This is a genomic window from Massilia sp. 05N420 (genome assembly GCF_056397205.1).
In genome coordinates this window covers 22118-38597 of the sequence record NZ_JBFTMX010000048.1, presented here as the reverse complement: position 1 = coordinate 38597, position 16480 = coordinate 22118, and the positions used below count along the sequence as shown (strand labels likewise).

At 64.2% G+C, this 16480-nt stretch carries 14 protein-coding genes and 1 other RNA gene; 10 read left to right on the top strand and 5 right to left on the bottom strand.

Going from position 1 to position 16480, the window contains the following annotated elements:
• Window positions 1-104: 104 nt before the first annotated feature.
• Window positions 105-463, bottom strand: a transfer-messenger RNA (tmRNA) gene (ssrA, locus tag AC1DIX_RS23715).
• 142 nt (window positions 464-605) lie between these two features.
• On the opposite strand from ssrA, the gene AC1DIX_RS23710 reads away from it, so the two are divergent.
• Window positions 606-1478, top strand: coding sequence for a class I SAM-dependent methyltransferase (locus AC1DIX_RS23710; protein ID WP_477327882.1), 873 nt, complete (start codon window positions 606-608; stop codon window positions 1476-1478).
• A gap of 49 nt (window positions 1479-1527) precedes the next feature.
• On the opposite strand, the gene AC1DIX_RS23705 is transcribed toward AC1DIX_RS23710, so the two are convergent.
• The 4 genes from AC1DIX_RS23705 to ompA form a co-directional block, all read right to left on the bottom strand.
• Window positions 1528-2163 carry a glycine zipper 2TM domain-containing protein gene (locus AC1DIX_RS23705; RefSeq protein ID WP_442123653.1) on the bottom strand — a complete coding sequence of 212 codons (636 nt, stop codon included), beginning with the start codon at window positions 2161-2163 and terminating at the stop codon, window positions 1528-1530.
• A gap of 110 nt (window positions 2164-2273) precedes the next feature.
• The gene (locus AC1DIX_RS23700; RefSeq protein ID WP_477327880.1) at window positions 2274-2981 is read right to left on the bottom strand and encodes an HAD family hydrolase; all 708 of its coding nucleotides are present in this window, start codon (window positions 2979-2981) and stop codon (window positions 2274-2276) included.
• Window positions 2982-2992: 11 nt separating this feature from the next.
• Window positions 2993-3712 (bottom strand): bifunctional 2-polyprenyl-6-hydroxyphenol methylase/3-demethylubiquinol 3-O-methyltransferase UbiG, encoded by a 720-nt coding sequence (gene ubiG / locus AC1DIX_RS23695; RefSeq protein ID WP_477327878.1) that lies wholly within the window; start codon window positions 3710-3712, stop codon window positions 2993-2995.
• Window positions 3713-3816: 104 nt separating this feature from the next.
• Complete coding sequence (gene ompA / locus AC1DIX_RS23690; protein ID WP_442123656.1) at window positions 3817-4533, bottom strand: outer membrane protein OmpA; 717 nt, start codon at window positions 4531-4533, stop codon at window positions 3817-3819.
• Window positions 4534-4940: 407 nt separating this feature from the next.
• Here ompA and gyrA point away from each other — a divergent pair, with 407 nt between their 5' ends.
• The 9 genes from gyrA to rpsA all read left to right on the top strand — a co-directional run bounded on the left by gyrA (window position 4941) and on the right by rpsA (window position 16479).
• The gene (gene gyrA, locus AC1DIX_RS23685) at window positions 4941-7556 is read left to right on the top strand and encodes a DNA gyrase subunit A (protein WP_442123657.1); all 2616 of its coding nucleotides are present in this window, start codon (window positions 4941-4943) and stop codon (window positions 7554-7556) included.
• Between the two features lie 206 nt (window positions 7557-7762).
• The gene (locus AC1DIX_RS23680; RefSeq protein WP_477327876.1) at window positions 7763-8320 is read left to right on the top strand and encodes a DUF2059 domain-containing protein; all 558 of its coding nucleotides are present in this window, start codon (window positions 7763-7765) and stop codon (window positions 8318-8320) included.
• Between the two features lie 13 nt (window positions 8321-8333).
• Window positions 8334-9422: a 3-phosphoserine/phosphohydroxythreonine transaminase gene (serC, locus tag AC1DIX_RS23675; protein WP_442123659.1), complete on the top strand. Its 1089-nt coding sequence runs from the start codon at window positions 8334-8336 to the stop codon at window positions 9420-9422.
• 143 nt (window positions 9423-9565) lie between these two features.
• Window positions 9566-10636 (top strand): prephenate dehydratase, encoded by a 1071-nt coding sequence (gene pheA / locus AC1DIX_RS23670; protein ID WP_477327874.1) that lies wholly within the window; start codon window positions 9566-9568, stop codon window positions 10634-10636.
• Window positions 10637-10666: 30 nt separating this feature from the next.
• Complete coding sequence (gene hisC / locus AC1DIX_RS23665) at window positions 10667-11770, top strand: histidinol-phosphate transaminase (protein WP_477254115.1); 1104 nt, start codon at window positions 10667-10669, stop codon at window positions 11768-11770.
• The gene (locus AC1DIX_RS23660; protein WP_477327872.1) at window positions 11771-12676 is read left to right on the top strand and encodes a prephenate dehydrogenase; all 906 of its coding nucleotides are present in this window, start codon (window positions 11771-11773) and stop codon (window positions 12674-12676) included.
• Window positions 12673-14004: a 3-phosphoshikimate 1-carboxyvinyltransferase gene (gene aroA, locus AC1DIX_RS23655; protein ID WP_477254119.1), complete on the top strand. Its 1332-nt coding sequence runs from the start codon at window positions 12673-12675 to the stop codon at window positions 14002-14004. Before AC1DIX_RS23660 ends, aroA begins: the two co-directional genes overlap by 4 nt.
• Window positions 14005-14018: 14 nt before the next feature.
• Window positions 14019-14681 (top strand): (d)CMP kinase, encoded by a 663-nt coding sequence (cmk, locus tag AC1DIX_RS23650; RefSeq protein ID WP_477327870.1) that lies wholly within the window; start codon window positions 14019-14021, stop codon window positions 14679-14681.
• 91 nt (window positions 14682-14772) lie between these two features.
• Window positions 14773-16479: a 30S ribosomal protein S1 gene (gene rpsA / locus AC1DIX_RS23645; protein ID WP_442123665.1), complete on the top strand. Its 1707-nt coding sequence runs from the start codon at window positions 14773-14775 to the stop codon at window positions 16477-16479.
• Window position 16480: the final 1 nt, after the last annotated feature.

Below are 16480 nucleotides of genomic sequence, written 5' to 3'. Positions count from 1 at the left end.
CCCCTCGTCCGTGCCGGACGAGGATTCGATTTCCTTCTGCTCATGCGAGTATTCAAAAACAAAGCCCCACCGGCTTGCGCCGGCAGGGCTTTGTTTTTGAATACTGGTGGAGGCGGAGGGAATCGAACCCTCGTCCGCAAGCACTCTACAGACAGTTCTACATACTTAGCACTATCTTTTAATTTAACCAGTACAACGGGGATGTGCACCCTGTGTACAAGCGAGTCACCTTAAATTTCGGAAGCAACCAAGTGACCCAGTTGATTCCTAGCCTCTGTAAATGACTCTACTTGCCTTGCGGCTCACCCCAGAGGCGAGGTGATGTAGAGCTAGCAGCGATTAGGCTGCGAGTGCGTACGAGTTATCGTTTGCAGTTATTGATTTCTGGATGTATTTACGAGGTAACCAGTCCTCGGTATGCCCTGCGCTGCTTTGCAACCCACGTCGAAACCAGGTCGCCCCCCAACGAAGAACTACCATTGTACTCCAAACCGAGGCGGTGTGCAGTGATACGGACCTCTCCGAGAACACACGAAAATGTTAACTTTCGATAGATTTTCATTGTCAAATCCGAACTATCATGCATGGTTGCTGGAGACGGCTCGATGACACTGAACGGAGAGAATATGGCATGTATCGTCTGCGGTACGCCGCAAACCGCTGGTTTGGCTGGATGGCATGCGTCCTGCCACGAATGTGGGTACGAAAGTGCCGCTCTGCAAGGAGCGATCAACGAGAAGACGGCGGGGGCGCCGGTCGACGAGGATGAGCGCGAGCTGGGCCTGAAGGCGCTGCGGCAGGAGAACTTCCGTGACATCGTCGACATCGCGGTTCGCCTGGCCCGGCCGGGCGCGCGCAAGCTGCTCGATGTCGGCTGCGCCCATGGCTGGTTCCTGGAGACCGCGCGCGAGCGCTTCGAAGCGCTGGGGATCGAGCCGGATGCCGTGGTCGGCGGACGCACGGCGGCGCGGGGCTTGCCGGTGCGTCAGGGATATTTTCCGGATGCGCTGGAGGCCGGCGAACGCTTCGACCTCATCGTCTTCAATGACGTCATCGAACACATTCCCGACATCCGCGCCGCGCTCGACGCCTGCCATGCTCGCCTGGAGGAGGGCGGCTTGCTGATCCTTAACCTGCCCAACAGCGCAGGCTTCTTCTATCGGCTGTCGAAGGCCTTTGCGCGGATGGGCTGGCGCAGCCCTTTTGAGCGCCTGTGGCAGAAGGACCTGCCTTCGCCCCACGTCCATTACTTCCGTCCCGCCAACCTGGAGCGTCTGGTGTCACGGCACGGCTTCGAGCGCCTGCATTCCGGCGAACTGCCTTCGCTGCGCGCCAAGGGCTTGCTGGAGCGTATCCGCTGCGCCGGCAATATCTCCGGCCCCTCGCTCTACCTGCAATACGCCGCCGTGATGTGCGCGCTTCCGCTGCTGCGCCTATTCCCGAGCGACATCATCGTCAGCGTGTTCCGCAAGACGTAAAAAAGCCGCGGGCTTGCGCATCCGCGGCTTTCCTTCAGGGGACCGGCGATCAGCGGTTGATCATCTGGTTGCCGATCATGCCGCCGCCGATGATGCCGGCCACGGTGGCGAGCTTGCGGCCGTTGCCGCTGCCGACCTGGTTACCGATCAGGCCGCCGATCACGGCGCCGGTGCCGATGCCGACGTAGTTCGGCTGCGGTGCCGGACGCGGTGCCGGGGCGTAGTAATCGTCACGGGCATAGCTGTGGTGGGCGACGGTGCGCGGACGCGGTGCAGCCTGTTTCACCGGCACTTCCTTGATCACGGTTTCCTTGATCACCACCGGAGCCGGGGCGGGCGCCGGCTGGACTGCCACCTGTTGACCATATGCCGGCTGGCCATAGCCCGGCTGCGCGTAGGCGGCCGGCTGGACGTAGCCTGCAGCCACCGGCTGGGCGTAGCCGACAGGCGCCTGCTGCACGCCCTGCGGCGCGACGGGGGCGGCGACCGGGGCCAGTGCGCCGGCGTAGCCAGGCGCGGCCTGGGAGCTCATCAGCGCGGCCGGCTGGGCTTGCGGAGCGCTGTTCGAGCTCGGCAGGATGCCGGTGATGGCGGCGGCGCCGGCCAGGCTGACGACGATGACCGACACGGCGGCGCCGGCCATCAGCGGGTGGATACGGTTGGTGGTGGTCTTGATCGCTTCCATGTTCTCTGCTCCCGAAACGTTGCGTTGTTGTATGGGAGTAGATTAATGGCGGAAGTCACGCAGAGATAGACTGATCCCTGTATCAATCGTAAAGATATGTAAGCGCTTGATCAGGCCGATGCTTCGGCAGTACGTGCGGCGTCGATCACGTCGCGCAACACCTGCAGCAGGTGCAGCGGGTTGTCGAGCAGGTAGTCGGCGCCCCAGGTCGCGGGCGGAATCTCGCCGCAATAGCCCCAGCCGCAGGCGACCGTGACCATGCCGGCGGCGCGGCCGGCTTCGACGTCGCGCTGGTCGTCGCCGACGTACCAGCATTCCTCGGCGGCCAGGCCCAGCAGGCGCGCGCCTTCCAGCAGCGGGGCCGGGTGGGGCTTGGCGAAGGCGGTGGTATCGCCGGAGACGACGCAGCCGGCGTGCGCCAGGCCGATTTGCGGGATCAGCGGGTCGGTGAAGCGCATCGGCTTGTTGGTGACCACGCCCCAGGCCATACCGGCCTGCTCGATGCCGTCCAGCAGTTCGGGCACGCCGTCGAACAGGCGGCTCTCGACCGCCATCGCCGACTGGTAGCGGTCGAACCATTGCAGGCGCAGTTCTTCATAGCCCTCGTCACCCGGCGCCAGGCCGAAGGCGGCGCCGATCATGCCGCGTGCGCCGGCCGAGGCGGTCGGGCGCAGCACCGCGTAGGGCGTCGGTTCGAGGCCGCGCTCGGTGCGCAGCCAGTTGACGGCGGCGGCGAGGTCGGGCGCGGTATCGGCCAGGGTGCCGTCGAGGTCGAACAGGACGGCGCGCGGCACGGGCAGGCGGGAGGGAAAGGTCATGCAGTATCGTCTTAAAGCGGCTTGGTGCAGGCCACCATGTAGTTCACATCGGTGTCCTGGTTCAGCGAGTAGATCTTGGTCAGCGGGTTGTAGCTCAGCCCCTTCAGGCCTTCGACCTGCAGGCCGGCGGCGCGGATGAAGCTGGAGAGCTCGGCCGGCGTGATGAACTTGGCGTAGTCGTGGGTGCCGCGCGGCAGCATGCGCAGCACGTACTCGGCGCCGATCACCGCGAACAGGTAGGACTTCGGATTGCGGTTCAGGGTCGAGAAGAATACGTGGCCGCCCGGTTTCACGAGGGTCGCCGCGGCGCGCACGATGGCGGCCGGATCGGGCACGTGCTCGAGCATTTCCATGCAGGTGACGACGTCGAACTGGCCCGGTTCCTCGGCGGCCATGTCTTCGGCGGCGATGAGCTTGTAGCGCACCTCGACGCCCGATTCCAGGCTGTGCAGGTCGGCCACTTTCAGGGCCTTCTTCGACAGGTCGATGCCGGTCACTTTCGCGCCCTTGCGCGCCATCGATTCCGACAGCACGCCGCCGCCGCAACCGATGTCGATCACGTTCTTGCCGCTCAGGGGCACGCGCGCGTTGATCCATTCCAGGCGCAGCGGATTGATCTCGTGCAGCGGGCGGAACTCGGACGTCGGGTCCCACCAGCGGTGGGCCAGCTCGCTGAACTTCTGGATTTCCAAGGGGTCGGCGTTGGCCGTCGTCGATGCTTGCGTAGTCATAGGTGCGAATAATAGCGGAAATGCCGCCGTGCTACGGTTGGGTTGGCGAAAAAAAACCCCGCCGAAGCGGGGTTTGTCCGGGGCGTCAGCCCGCCAGCGGCAGATTACTGCTGCTGGGTGCCGCGGGTGCCGACCACTTCGATTTCCACGCGGCGGTTCTTGGCGCGGCCTTCGGCAGTCTTGTTGTCGGCCACAGGCTGCTTCTCGCCCTTGCCTTCGGTGTAGATGCGGTTCGATTCCACGCCCTTGCCTTGCAGGTAGGCCTTGACGGCTTCAGCGCGGCGGACCGACAGCTTCTGGTTGTAGGCATCGGTACCGATCGAGTCGGTGTGGCCGACGGCGATGATGACTTCCAGGTTGATGTCCTTCAGCTTCGAGACCAGGTCATCCAGCGATGCCTTGCCGGCCGGCTTCAGCACGGCTTTGTCGAAGTCGAAGAAGGCGTCAGCCGAGTAGCTCACTTTTTCCGAGGTCGGGACCGGAGCCGGAGCCGGTGCCGGGGCAGGTGCCGGGGCCGGAGCTTCGACCGGCGGCGGCGGCGGCGGCGCGACGCACTTGCCGTTTTCCAGTTTCTCAGGCGCCACGCACAGCGGTGCGTCGCAGCCTGGGACCGCGTCGGCCGGGGTCCAGTAGCCGGTACGCCAGCACAGGCCGAAAGGATTGCGCGCGATCACGCCGCGGGCATCCTGAACGTAAGCGCTGTAAGGCGTCGGCGCCTGGATGTCGGTCGTCAGCGGCGCGTACGGCGGAGCGCTTTGCGCGAAAGCGCTGCCTGCCATCGCGGCCGAGGCTGCGAGCATGAGGGTTGCCAGTTTTTTCATATTTTTTCTTCCTTTCGGTAAATTCTTCCCGCCGCGAAACTTGCGCGCCGATGCGCATGATGTGAGCACGTGGGCAGAATATTAACACTTGCACGGACGTGTCTGTTTCGCATTGTGAAACGAGCAATTAACATCTCGGCCATTTTGCCACATACGCTACATCCGCACGACCGCGGAAAGCCCATTTGCTGCGCATGCGATTTCTCTCGTTGTTTCTGCGCAACAACGTAATTGTGAACGGACCGCAAGCTTGACGAAAGTTTATTACATGCATGTGTCAGATTAGCAAACGTGCGCACGCAAGCCGTGCTGGACTTGCTTTCAAAATGCACTGCTGATATAGCGCGCGTGGTAAAATCTACCCCTTGGAAACTTAAATTTCACGGCCCAAAACAGCCGACCCGCCAATGGATCAATTCGCAAAAGAAACAATTCCAATTTCCCTGGAAGAAGAAATGCGCAAGAGCTACCTCGATTACGCGATGAGCGTGATCGTGGGCCGTGCTCTGCCGGACGCGCGCGACGGTCTCAAGCCGGTGCACCGCCGTGTGCTGTTCGCGATGCACGAGATGAACAACGTGTGGAACCGCCCGTACCTCAAGTGCGCGCGCGTGGTCGGCGAGACCATGGGTAAGTTCCACCCGCACGGCGATGCCTCGATCTACGACACCCTGGTGCGTATGGCGCAGGACTTCTCGCTGCGCTACACCCTGGTCGACGGGCAGGGGAATTTCGGTTCGATCGACGGCGACAGCGCTGCGGCGATGCGTTACACCGAGTGCCGCCTGGACAAGATTTCCCAGGAGCTGCTGGCGGATATCGACAAGGACACCGTCGACTTCCAGCCGAACTATGACGGCAAGGAAAAAGAACCGACCGTCCTGCCGACCCGTATTCCGAACCTGCTGGTCAACGGCTCCTCCGGTATCGCGGTCGGCATGGCGACCAACATTCCGCCGCACAACCTGTCCGAAGTCATCAACGGCGCGCTGCACGTGCTGAGGAATCCGGACTGCACGATCGACGAGCTGATCGAGCTGATCCCGGCGCCGGACTTCCCGACCGCCGGCATCATCTACGGCGTGTCCGGCGTGCGCGACGGCTATCGCACCGGCCGCGGCCGTGTGGTGATGCGCGCCAAGACCCACTTCGAAGAGTACGGCAAGGACGGCGGCCGCGTGGCCATCATCGTCGACGAGCTGCCGTATCAGGTCAATAAAAAGTCGCTGCTCGAGCGCATCGCCGAGAACGTGCGCGACAAGAAGCTGGAAGGCATCTCCGACATCCGCGACGAGTCCGACAAGTCGGGCATGCGCGTGGTGATCGAGCTGAAGCGCGGCGAAGTGCCGGAAGTGGTGCTGAACAACCTGTACAAGCAAACCCAGTTGCAGGACACCTTCGGCATGAACATGGTGGCCCTGGTCAACGGCCAGCCGAAGCTGCTGAACCTGAAGCAGATGCTGGAAAGCTTCCTGTCGCACCGCCGCGAAGTGGTCACCCGCCGCACCGTGTTCGAACTGCGCAAGGCGCGCGAACGCGGCCACATGCTGGAAGGCCTGGCCGTCGCGCTGGCGAACATCGACGAGTTCATCGCCATCATCAAGGCCGCGCCGACCCCGCCGGTCGCCAAGGTCGAGCTGATGCAGCGGACCTGGGATTCGTCCCTGGTGCGCGAGATGCTGAGCCGTACCGAACTGGGCGCATCCGGCGGCATCGACGCCTTCCGTCCGGAACACCTGCCGAAGCACTACGGCATGCAGCCGGATGGCATGTACCGCCTGTCCGACGAGCAAACCCAGGAAATCCTGCAGATGCGCCTGCAGCGCCTGACCGGCCTGGAGCAGGACAAGATCGTCAACGAGTACAAGGAAGTGATGCTCCACATCGCCGACCTGCTCGACATCCTGTCCAAGCCGGAACGCGTCACCGCGATCATCGTGGACGAAATGGGCCAGATCAAGGCCGACTACACCGAGAACGGCAAGGATGCACGCCGCTCGGCCATCGAGCACAACGCCAGCGACCTCGAAACCGAAGACCTGATCACCCCGCAGGACATGGTGGTGACCCTGTCGCACACCGGTTACATGAAGTCGCAGCCGATCTCGGAATACCGCGCCCAGAAGCGCGGCGGCCGCGGCAAGCAGGCGATGGCGACCAAGGACGAGGACTGGATCGACCAGCTGTTCATCGCCAATACCCACGACTACATCCTGTGCTTCAGCAACCGCGGCCGGATGTACTGGCTGAAGGTGTGGGAAGTGCCGCAGGGCTCGCGTAACTCGCGCGGCAAGCCGATCGTGAACATGTTCCCGCTGCAGGACGGCGAGAAGATCACGGTGGTGCTGCCGCTGTCGGGTGAGAACTCGAGCTTCCCGGAAGATCACTACGTCTTCATGGCAACCAGCCTGGGTACCGTCAAGAAGACCCCGCTGAAGGACTTCAGCAACCCGCGCAAGGCCGGCATCATCGCGGTCGACCTGGACGAGGGCGACTTCCTGATCGGCGCCGCGCTTACCGACGGCAAGCACGACGTGATGCTGTTCTCGGACGCCGGCAAGGCCGTGCGCTTCGACGAGAACGACGTGCGCCCGATGGGCCGTACCGCGCGCGGCGTGCGCGGCATGAACCTGGAAGAAGGCCAGAACGTGATCGCGCTGCTGGTGGCCGAGAACGAGCAGCAGTCCGTGCTCACCGCCACCGAGAACGGCTTCGGCAAGCGTACCCCGATCTTGGAGTACACCCGCCATGGCCGCGGCACCAAGGGCATGATCGCGATCCAGACCACCGAGCGTAACGGCAAGGTGGTGGCCGCGACCCTGGTCGACGAAACCGACGAGATCATGCTGATCACGACCGGCGGCGTGCTGATCCGCACCCGCGTGGCCGAGATCCGCGAGATGGGCCGCGCGACCCAGGGCGTGACCCTGATCGCGGTGGAGGACGGCACCAAGCTGTCCGGCCTGCAGCGCGTGGTCGAGAGCGACGTCGACGAGGTGGAGCTGGAGCCGGCGCCGGAATAAGCCGCGTCCCAGCCATCGAAACGGCCCCTGCAGCGATGCACGGGCCGTTTTTCGTTTGACGCATTCGGCGGCGGATTGCTGCAATGCGGCGAAAAATGGTCCGCCCTGAGGATTTTTTGCAAGTTTCGTGCGAAAATCAGGTTCCCCGTCACTGCTGCCATGACGCCAACAGGCTCGCCCACGGGCCGTCCATCCAAAGGATCATCATGAAAAAAACGCTCGCCGCCATCGCTTCCACCTTCATTCTGAGCTGCGCACCCGCTTTCAGTCTGGCGGCGGCGCCGGTGCCGTCCGCCGATCCGGCAGTGGTCGCGGCGACCAGGGACATGCTGGCGGCGATGAAGGTGCGCGAGATGATGACCGGCATGCTGGCGCGCATGGAGCAGCAGATGCCGGCGCAGATGCGGTCGACGATGACGGCCTCGATCAACGGCAATCCCAACCTGGACGCCGCCCAGAAGGCCGAGCAGCTGAAGAAGCTCGACGAGGCGACCCAGGCCGCGGCCGTCCAGGCGCATACGCTGTTCGCCGATCCGACCCTGGTCGACGACATGCTCGCGGAAATGGTGCCGCTGTATGCGGAAACCTATACGCTGGACGAGATCCGCCAGCTGACTGCCTTCTACACTTCGCCGCTGGGCCAGAAGATGCAGGCCAAGATGCCCGAGCTGATGACCCGCAGCATGGAGATCAGCCAGCGCGTGATGATGCCGCGAATCCAGAAAGCCATGGCGCAAAGCCACCAGGCTCTCGGCGGGAAGTGAGGCAACAGGCACGATGACCCAGGTTTTCAATTTTTCCGCCGGCCCGGCCGTCCTCCCGAAGGAAGTTCTCCAGCAGGCCGCCGCCGAGATGCTCGACTGGCACGGCAGCGGCATGTCGGTGATGGAGATGAGCCACCGCGGCCCCGAATTCATCTCGATCTACGAGCAGGCCGAAGCCGACCTGCGCGAACTGCTGAACGTCCCGTCCAACTACGAGATCCTGTTCATGCAGGGCGGGGGGCTGGGCGAGAATTCCCTGGTGCCGCTGAACCTGGCCGGCCGCAAGCCCCAGCCGGCCACCATCGATTTCGTGCAGACCGGTTCCTGGTCCAGCAAATCCCTGAAGGAAGCGCGGCGCTACGCCAACGTCAACATCGCCGCCTCCGGCGAGGCGAGCGGCTTCACCACGGTGCCGCCGCAGGAAAGCTGGAAACTCAGCAGCGACGCCGCCTACCTGCACGTCTGCACCAACGAGACCATCGACGGCGTCGAATTCAATTTCGTCCCGACCGTGCAGGGCGAGACCCCGCTGGTGGCCGACATGTCCTCGCACATCCTGTCGCGCGCCGTCGACGTCTCGAAATACGGCGTGATCTTCGCCGGCGCCCAGAAGAACATCGGCCCGGCCGGCCTGACCCTGGTGATCGTCCGCGACGACCTGCTGGACCACGCGCTGCCGATCTGCCCCGGCGTCTTCAACTGGCGCGCGGTGGCGGATGCCGACTCGATGCTGAACACGCCCCCGACCTACGCGATCTACATCGCCGGCCTGGTGTTCGCTCACCTGAAGCGGCTGGGCGGCGTGGCCGAGATGGAACGCCGCAATATCGAAAAAGCGCGCCTGCTGTACGAGGCGCTGGATGCCGACGATTTCTACCGGAATCGCGTGGCGCCCGATTGCCGTTCGCGCATGAACATACCCTTCTACCTGCGCGACGAATCCCTGAACGACCAATTCCTGGCCGGCGCCAAGGCGCGCGGGTTGCTGCAACTGAAGGGCCACAAGTCCGTCGGCGGTATGCGGGCATCGATCTACAACGCGATGCCGATCGAGGGCGTGCATGCCCTGGTCGATTATTTGAACGAGTTTGCCGGGCGCTGATCACCCGCCGTCATTCCCGCGCAGGCGGGAATCCAAGTTTGTCGAGCAGTCGAGATGCATGCAGAACTTGGGTTCCCGCCTTCGCGGGAAGTCGGTTCCGGTAGTGCCGGGAACGACGGGCAAACGATAATCATGAGCAAACAATGACAGACAAATTACAACCCCTGCGCGAACAGATCGATGCGATCGACGCGCAAATCCTCGAACTCCTGAGCCGCCGCGGCAAGGTGGCCCAGGAGGTCGGCCACGTGAAGGCCGAAACCAATGCGCCGGTGTTCCGCCCGGAGCGCGAAGCCCAGGTGCTGCGCAAGGTCGCCGAGAACAATCCCGGTCCACTGAAGGGCCAGGACGTGCAGACCATCTTCCGCGAGATCATGTCGTCCTGCCGCGCGCTGGAAAAGCGCATCACGGTCGCCTATCTCGGCCCCACCGGCACCTTCAGCGAGCAGGCCGTGTTCCAGCACTTCGGCAGCGCCGTCGAAGGCCTGCCCTGCGTGTCGATCGACGAAGTGTTCCGCGCCACCGAGGCCGGCACCGCCGACTACGGCGTGGTGCCGGTCGAGAACTCGTCGGAGGGCGCGATCAACCGCACCCTCGACCTGATGCTGGCCACCACCGCCATCATCAGCGGCGAAGTCTCGATCCCGGTCCACCACAGCCTGATGAGCAAGACCGGCAGCATGGACGGCGTGAGAGTCGTGTGCGCGCATTCGCAGGCCCTGGCCCAGTGCCAGGCCTGGCTCAACCTGCACCACCCGAACGTCGAGCGCCGCGCCGTCGCCTCGAACGCCGAAGCCGCCGTGCTGGCCAGCCAGGATCCGACGATCGCAGCGATCGCCAGCGAGATGGCGGGCGAGCAGTACAAGCTGGGCGTGGTGCAAGCCCACATCCAGGACGATCCGCACAACCGCACGCGCTTTGCCGTGATCGGCTGCCAGGCCACCGGCCCGTCGGGCCAGGACCGCACCTCGCTGGTGCTGGCGGTGCCGAACAAGGCCGGCGCCGTCTACAATCTGCTGGCCCCGCTGGCCAGGCACGGCGTGTCGATGACCCGTTTCGAGTCGCGCCCGGCGCGCATCGRCACCTGGGAATACTACTTCTACGTCGACGTCGAAGGGCACCTGCAGGATGCGGCCGTCGCCCGCGCCCTCGAGGAGCTGAAAGCCAACGCCGCCTTCTTCAAGGTGCTCGGCTCGTATCCGCTAGGCTTGTAATCCATTTTTCATTTGTCATCGAGAGTCCCCATGTCGCAATTCGGTCCAGAATACGTCCGTGCCATCGCCCCTTACCAGGCGGGCAAACCCATTTCCGAAGTCGCCCGCGAGTTCGGCCTGGATGAAGCCAATATCGTCAAGCTGGCATCCAACGAGAACCCCTTCGGCGTGCCGGAATCGGCCAGGCAGGCCATGGCCGCCGCCGCCGCGGAACTGGGCCGCTATCCGGACGCCAACGGCTTCGAGCTGAAGGCCGCGCTGGCCAAGCGCTACGATGTGCCGGCCGACTGGATCACCCTCGGCAACGGCTCCAACGATATCCTGGAGATCGCCGCCCACGCCTTCGTGCAGAAGGGCCAGGCGGTGCTGTACTCGCAGTATTCGTTTGCCGTGTACGCGCTGGCGGCCCAGGGCGTGGGCGCGCGCGGCATCGTGGTGCCGGCCAGGGACTACGGCCACGACCTCGATGCGATGGCGGCCGCGATCGATGCGGACACCAAGCTGGTCTTCATCGCCAATCCGAACAACCCGACCGGCACCTTCATTTCGGCGCCCGAGATCGAAGCTTTTCTCACCAAGGTGCCGGCCAATGTCGTCGTCGTGCTGGACGAGGCCTACAACGAATACCTGGAACAGAAGGACCAGTTCGAGTCGACCCAGTGGGTGCGCAAGTTCCCGAACCTGATCGTCTCGCGCACCTTCTCGAAGGCCTACGGCCTGGCCGGCCTGCGCGTCGGCTTCGCGATCGCCCAGCCGGCGGTGACCGACCTGATGAACCGCATCCGCCAGCCCTTCAACGTGAATTCCCTGGCCCAGGCCGCGGCCATCGCCGCCCTGAACGACAAGGAATTCCTGCAGAAGGGTGCCGAGAACAACCGCGCCGGCTACAAGCAGCTGACCGCCGCCTTCGACGAGCTCAAGCTCGAGTACGTGCCCTCGCACGGCAACTTCGTGCTGGTGAAGGTGGGCGAGGACGAAGGCGCGGGCGCGCGCGTGAACGTGGCGCTGCTGAAGCAGGGCGTGATCGTGCGTCCGGTCGGCGCCTATGGCCTGCCGCAGTGGCTGCGCATCTCGATCGGTTTGCCGGAAGAGAATGCACGCTTTATCGAAGCACTGCGCGAGGCACTGGCCTGAATGTTCGATAAAGTCGTCATCGTCGGCGTCGGCCTGATCGGCGGCTCCTTCGCCCTCGGCCTGAAGGCGGCCGGCGCGGCGCGGCGGATCGTCGGGCTGGAGCGTTCCGGCGCGGCGCTGGAGAGGGCGGGGCAGCTCGGCATCATCGACGAAGCCTGCACCGATCCGCGGCAGGCCCTGCGCGGCGCCGATCTGGTGCTGCTGGCGGCGCCGGTGGCCCAGACCGCCCGCATCCTCGAATCGCTGCTGCCCTGGCTGGAGCCGCATACCATCGTCACCGACGCCGGCAGCACCAAGGCGGACGTGGTCGCCAGCGCGCGCGCCGTGCTCGGCGAACGCATCGCCCAGTTCGTGCCCGGCCACCCGATCGCCGGCCGCGAATCGAACGGTCCGGACGCCGCCATCCCCGATCTCTACCGCGGCAAGAAAGCCGTGCTGACGCCGCTGCCGGAAAACCAGCAAGCGGCAGTCGACAAGGTGGCCGCCGCCTGGCGCGCCTGCGGCGCCATCATCCACGTCCTCGGGCCGGAAGAGCACGACAAGGTGTTCGCCGCCGTCAGCCACCTGCCGCACCTGCTGGCCTACGCGCTGGTCGACGATATCGCCAACAAGCCGCATGCGGACCTGCTGTTCCAGTATGCGGCCAGCGGCTTCCGCGACTTCACCCGGATCGCCGGCTCTTCACCCGAGATGTGGCGCGACATCAGCCTTGCCAACCGCGACGCGCTGCTCGGTGAGCTGGATGCCTATCTGGCACAATTGAATGGCCTGCGCGCGCGCCTGCTTGATGCCGATGGCGTCGCGCTGGAAGCGATCTACGGCAATGCCCAGCGCGCCCGCCGCGCATGGATCGAAGCGATCGAAGCCGCCGAAAAACCGCCCGCACCGGAATCAGGAACAGAATGAGCCAAGCAAAACACTACCCCGAACACCTCGACCTGGAACCCGTGATGCACGTGGAAGGCGCCGTGCGCCTGCCGGGTTCGAAGAGCATTTCCAACCGTACCCTGCTGCTGGCCGCACTCAGCGAGGGCACGACCACCATCCACGACCTGCTGGCCTCGGACGACACCCTGGTGATGCTGGGCGCCCTCAAGTCGCTCGGCATCGAGTGGGAGCAGCTGGACGAGCGCACCCACGTCGTGCACGGCGCCGGCGGGCAGCTGCCCATCCATGAAGCGGACCTCTTCATGGGCAATGCCGGCACCGCGATCCGTCCGCTGACGGCGGCCCTGGCCGTGATCGGCGGCGATTACACCCTGCACGGCGTGCAGCGCATGCACGAGCGCCCGATCGGCGACCTGGTCGACGCCCTGAACGCGGTCGGCGCCCAGATCGAGTACCTGGGTGCCCCGGGCTATCCGCCGCTGCGGATCCGCCGCGGCCACATCCACGCCGACCGCATGTCGGTGCGCGGCAATGTCTCGAGCCAGTTCCTGACCGCGCTCCTGATGGCCGCGCCGCTGATGGCGAAAGACCGCCCGGTGACCATCGAGGTGGAAGGGGAGCTGATCTCCAAGCCTTACATCGAGATCACGCTGAACCTGATGCGCCGCTTCGGCGTGACGGTCGGGCAGGACGGCTGGGCATCCTTCACGGTGCAGCCGGGCCAGCGCTACCATACTCCCGGCACCATCCACGTGGAGGGCGATGCCTCGTCCGCCTCCTATTTCCTGGCGGCCGGCGCGATTGCCGGCGGTCCGGTGCGGGTCGAGGGCGTGGGCCGCGACAGTATCCAGGGCGACGTGCGCTTCGCCGACGCGCTCGAGCAGATGGGCGCGACCATCGTCAAGGGCGACACCTGGATCGAGGCCCGTTCGAACGGCGTGCTGAAAGCCATCGACGCCGACTTCAACCACATTCCGGACGCCGCCATGACGATCGCCGTGGCCGCGCTGTATGCCGACGGCACCAGCACGCTGCGCAACATCGCCAGCTGGCGCGTGAAGGAGACCGACCGCCTGGCCGCGATGGCGACCGAGCTGCGCAAGGTCGGCGCGATCGTGGAGGAGGGCCCGGACTATATCCGCGTGACCCCGCCGGCCGAGCTGCAGCCGGCCACCATCGACACCTACGACGACCATCGCATGGCGATGTGCTTCTCGCTGGCTTCGCTGGACGGCAAGGCGCGGCGCGGCAATGCCATGCGCATCAACGATCCGAAGTGCGTGGCCAAGACCTTCCCGGATTACTTCGAGACGTTTGCGTCGATTGCCAAAGAAGAATTATTCTGACGAACAAGCTACGTATGCCCCATTCAAATATTCCCGTCATCACCGTCGACGGACCGACCGCGTCCGGCAAGGGCACGGTGGCCCACCGGGTGGCCGACCACCTGGGCTTCCACCTGCTCGATTCCGGCGCCCTGTACCGCCTGACCGCGCTGTCGGCGCTGCGCCGCGGCACCATCCTGTCGGACGAACACGCGGTCGCCAAGGTGGCCGAACACCTGCCGGCCCGTTTCAACGGCGGCCACATCTACCTGGGCACGGAGGACGTCAGCAATGCGATCCGCGCCGAGGAAGTCGGCAATACCGCCTCGAAGATCGCGGCCCTGCCGGCGGTGCGCCAGGCCCTGTTCGGGCTGCAGCTGGGCTTTCGCCAGACCCCGGGACTGGTGGCCGACGGGCGCGATATGGGGACCGTCATCTTCCCTGGCGCCAAGCTGAAAGTGTTTCTGACGGCAAGTGTCGAGGCGCGTGCGCAACGCCGGTATAAGCAATTGATTGACAAAGGGTTTTCTGCTAATATGGACGATCTGCTGGCGGATTTGCAGTCCCGCGATGCGCGCGATACCCAGCGCGCCGTGGCGCCGCTGGTCCCGGCAGAGGGTGCGCATATCCTCGATACCTCGGAGATGACCGTGGAAGACGCGGTTGCCCAGGTGCTCGGCTGGTGGGCGCACAGCTAGTGGTGCCCGGGGAGTGTTTCCCGGGTGTGTTTCAACCTGACCCAGTTCAGAGGGCATATCGCCGTTCTGCTGGCTAACCTTTCAAAAACTCATGGCTACTGCAGCAAATCAAGATACCGGCATGGAAAGCTTCGCAGCACTCTTCGAAGAGTCGCTGTCGCGTCAAGACATGCGTTCGGGCGAAGTCATTTCGGCCGAAGTCGTGCGTCTGGATCACAACTTCGTGATCGTCAACGCCGGCCTGAAATCGGAAGCTTTCATTCCTATCGAAGAATTCAAGAATGACCAGGGCGAACTGGAAGTCAACGTGGGTGACTTCGTTTCCGTGGCCATCGAATCGCTGGAGAACGGTTTCGGCGATACCATCCTGTCGCGCGACAAGGCCAAGCGCCTGGCATCGTGGCTGGCTCTGGAAAAAGCAATGGAATCCGGTGAAATCGTCACCGGTACCGTCAACGGTAAAGTCAAGGGCGGCCTGACCGTCCTGACCAACGGCATCCGCGCATTCCTGCCGGGTTCGCTGGTCGACACCCGTCCGGTCAAGGACACCACCCCGTTCGAAGGCAAGACCCTCGAATTCAAGGTCATCAAGCTGGACCGCAAGCGTAACAACGTCGTGCTGTCGCGTCGCGCCGTCATCGAAGCATCGATGGGCGAAGAGCGTGCGAAGCTGATGGAAACGCTGAAGGAAGGCACCGTGGTCACCGGCGTCGTCAAGAACATCACCGACTACGGTGCGTTCGTCGACCTGGGCGGCATCGACGGCCTGCTGCACATCACCGACCTGGCATGGCGCCGTGTGCGTCACCCGTCGGAAGTCCTGACCGTCGGCCAGGAAATCACCGCCAAGGTCCTGAAGTACGATCAGGAAAAGAACCGCGTCTCGCTGGGCGTGAAGCAGCTGGGCGACGATCCGTGGACCGGTCTGTCGCGTCGCTACCCGCAAGGCACCCGCCTGTTCGGCAAGGTCACCAACCTGACCGACTACGGTGCGTTCGTGGAAGTCGAGCAGGGCATCGAAGGCCTGGTGCACGTCTCGGAAATGGACTGGACCAACAAGAACGTGGCTCCGAACAAGGTTGTCCAGCTGGGCGACGAAGTCGAAGTCATGGTCCTGGAAATCGACGAAGAGCGTCGCCGTATCTCGCTGGGCATGAAGCAGTGCAAGGCGAATCCGTGGGACGACTTCGGCATGACCCACAAGAAGGGCGACAAGGTCAAGGGTTCGATCAAGTCGATCACCGACTTCGGCGTGTTCATCGGCCTGCCGGGCAACATCGACGGCCTGGTGCACCTGTCGGACCTGTCCTGGACCGAAGCCGGCGAAGAAGCCGTGCGCAAGTTCAAGAAGGGCGACGAGCTGGAAGCCGTGGTTCTGGCAATCGACGTCGAGCGCGAGCGTGTCTCGCTGGGCGTGAAGCAGCTGGAAGGCGACCCGTTCAACAACTTCGCTTCGCTGAACGACAAGGGTACCCTGGTCACCGGCACCGTGAAATCGGTTGAGCCGAAAGGCGCCGTGATCGCCCTGAGCGAGGAAGTCGAAGGCTACCTGCGCGCTTCGGAAATCTCGCGTGACCGCGTTGAAGATGCCGGCACCCACCTGAAAGTGGGCGACAAGGTCGAAGCCCTGGTCATCAACATCGATCGCAAGGCACGCAGCATCCAGCTGTCGATCAAGGCCAAGGACAACGCCGACACCCAGGAAGCGATGAGCAAGCTGGCTTCGGACAGCAACGCTGCATCGGGCACCACCTCGCTGGGCGCCCTGCTGAAGGCCAAGCTCGACAACAAGGGTTAAT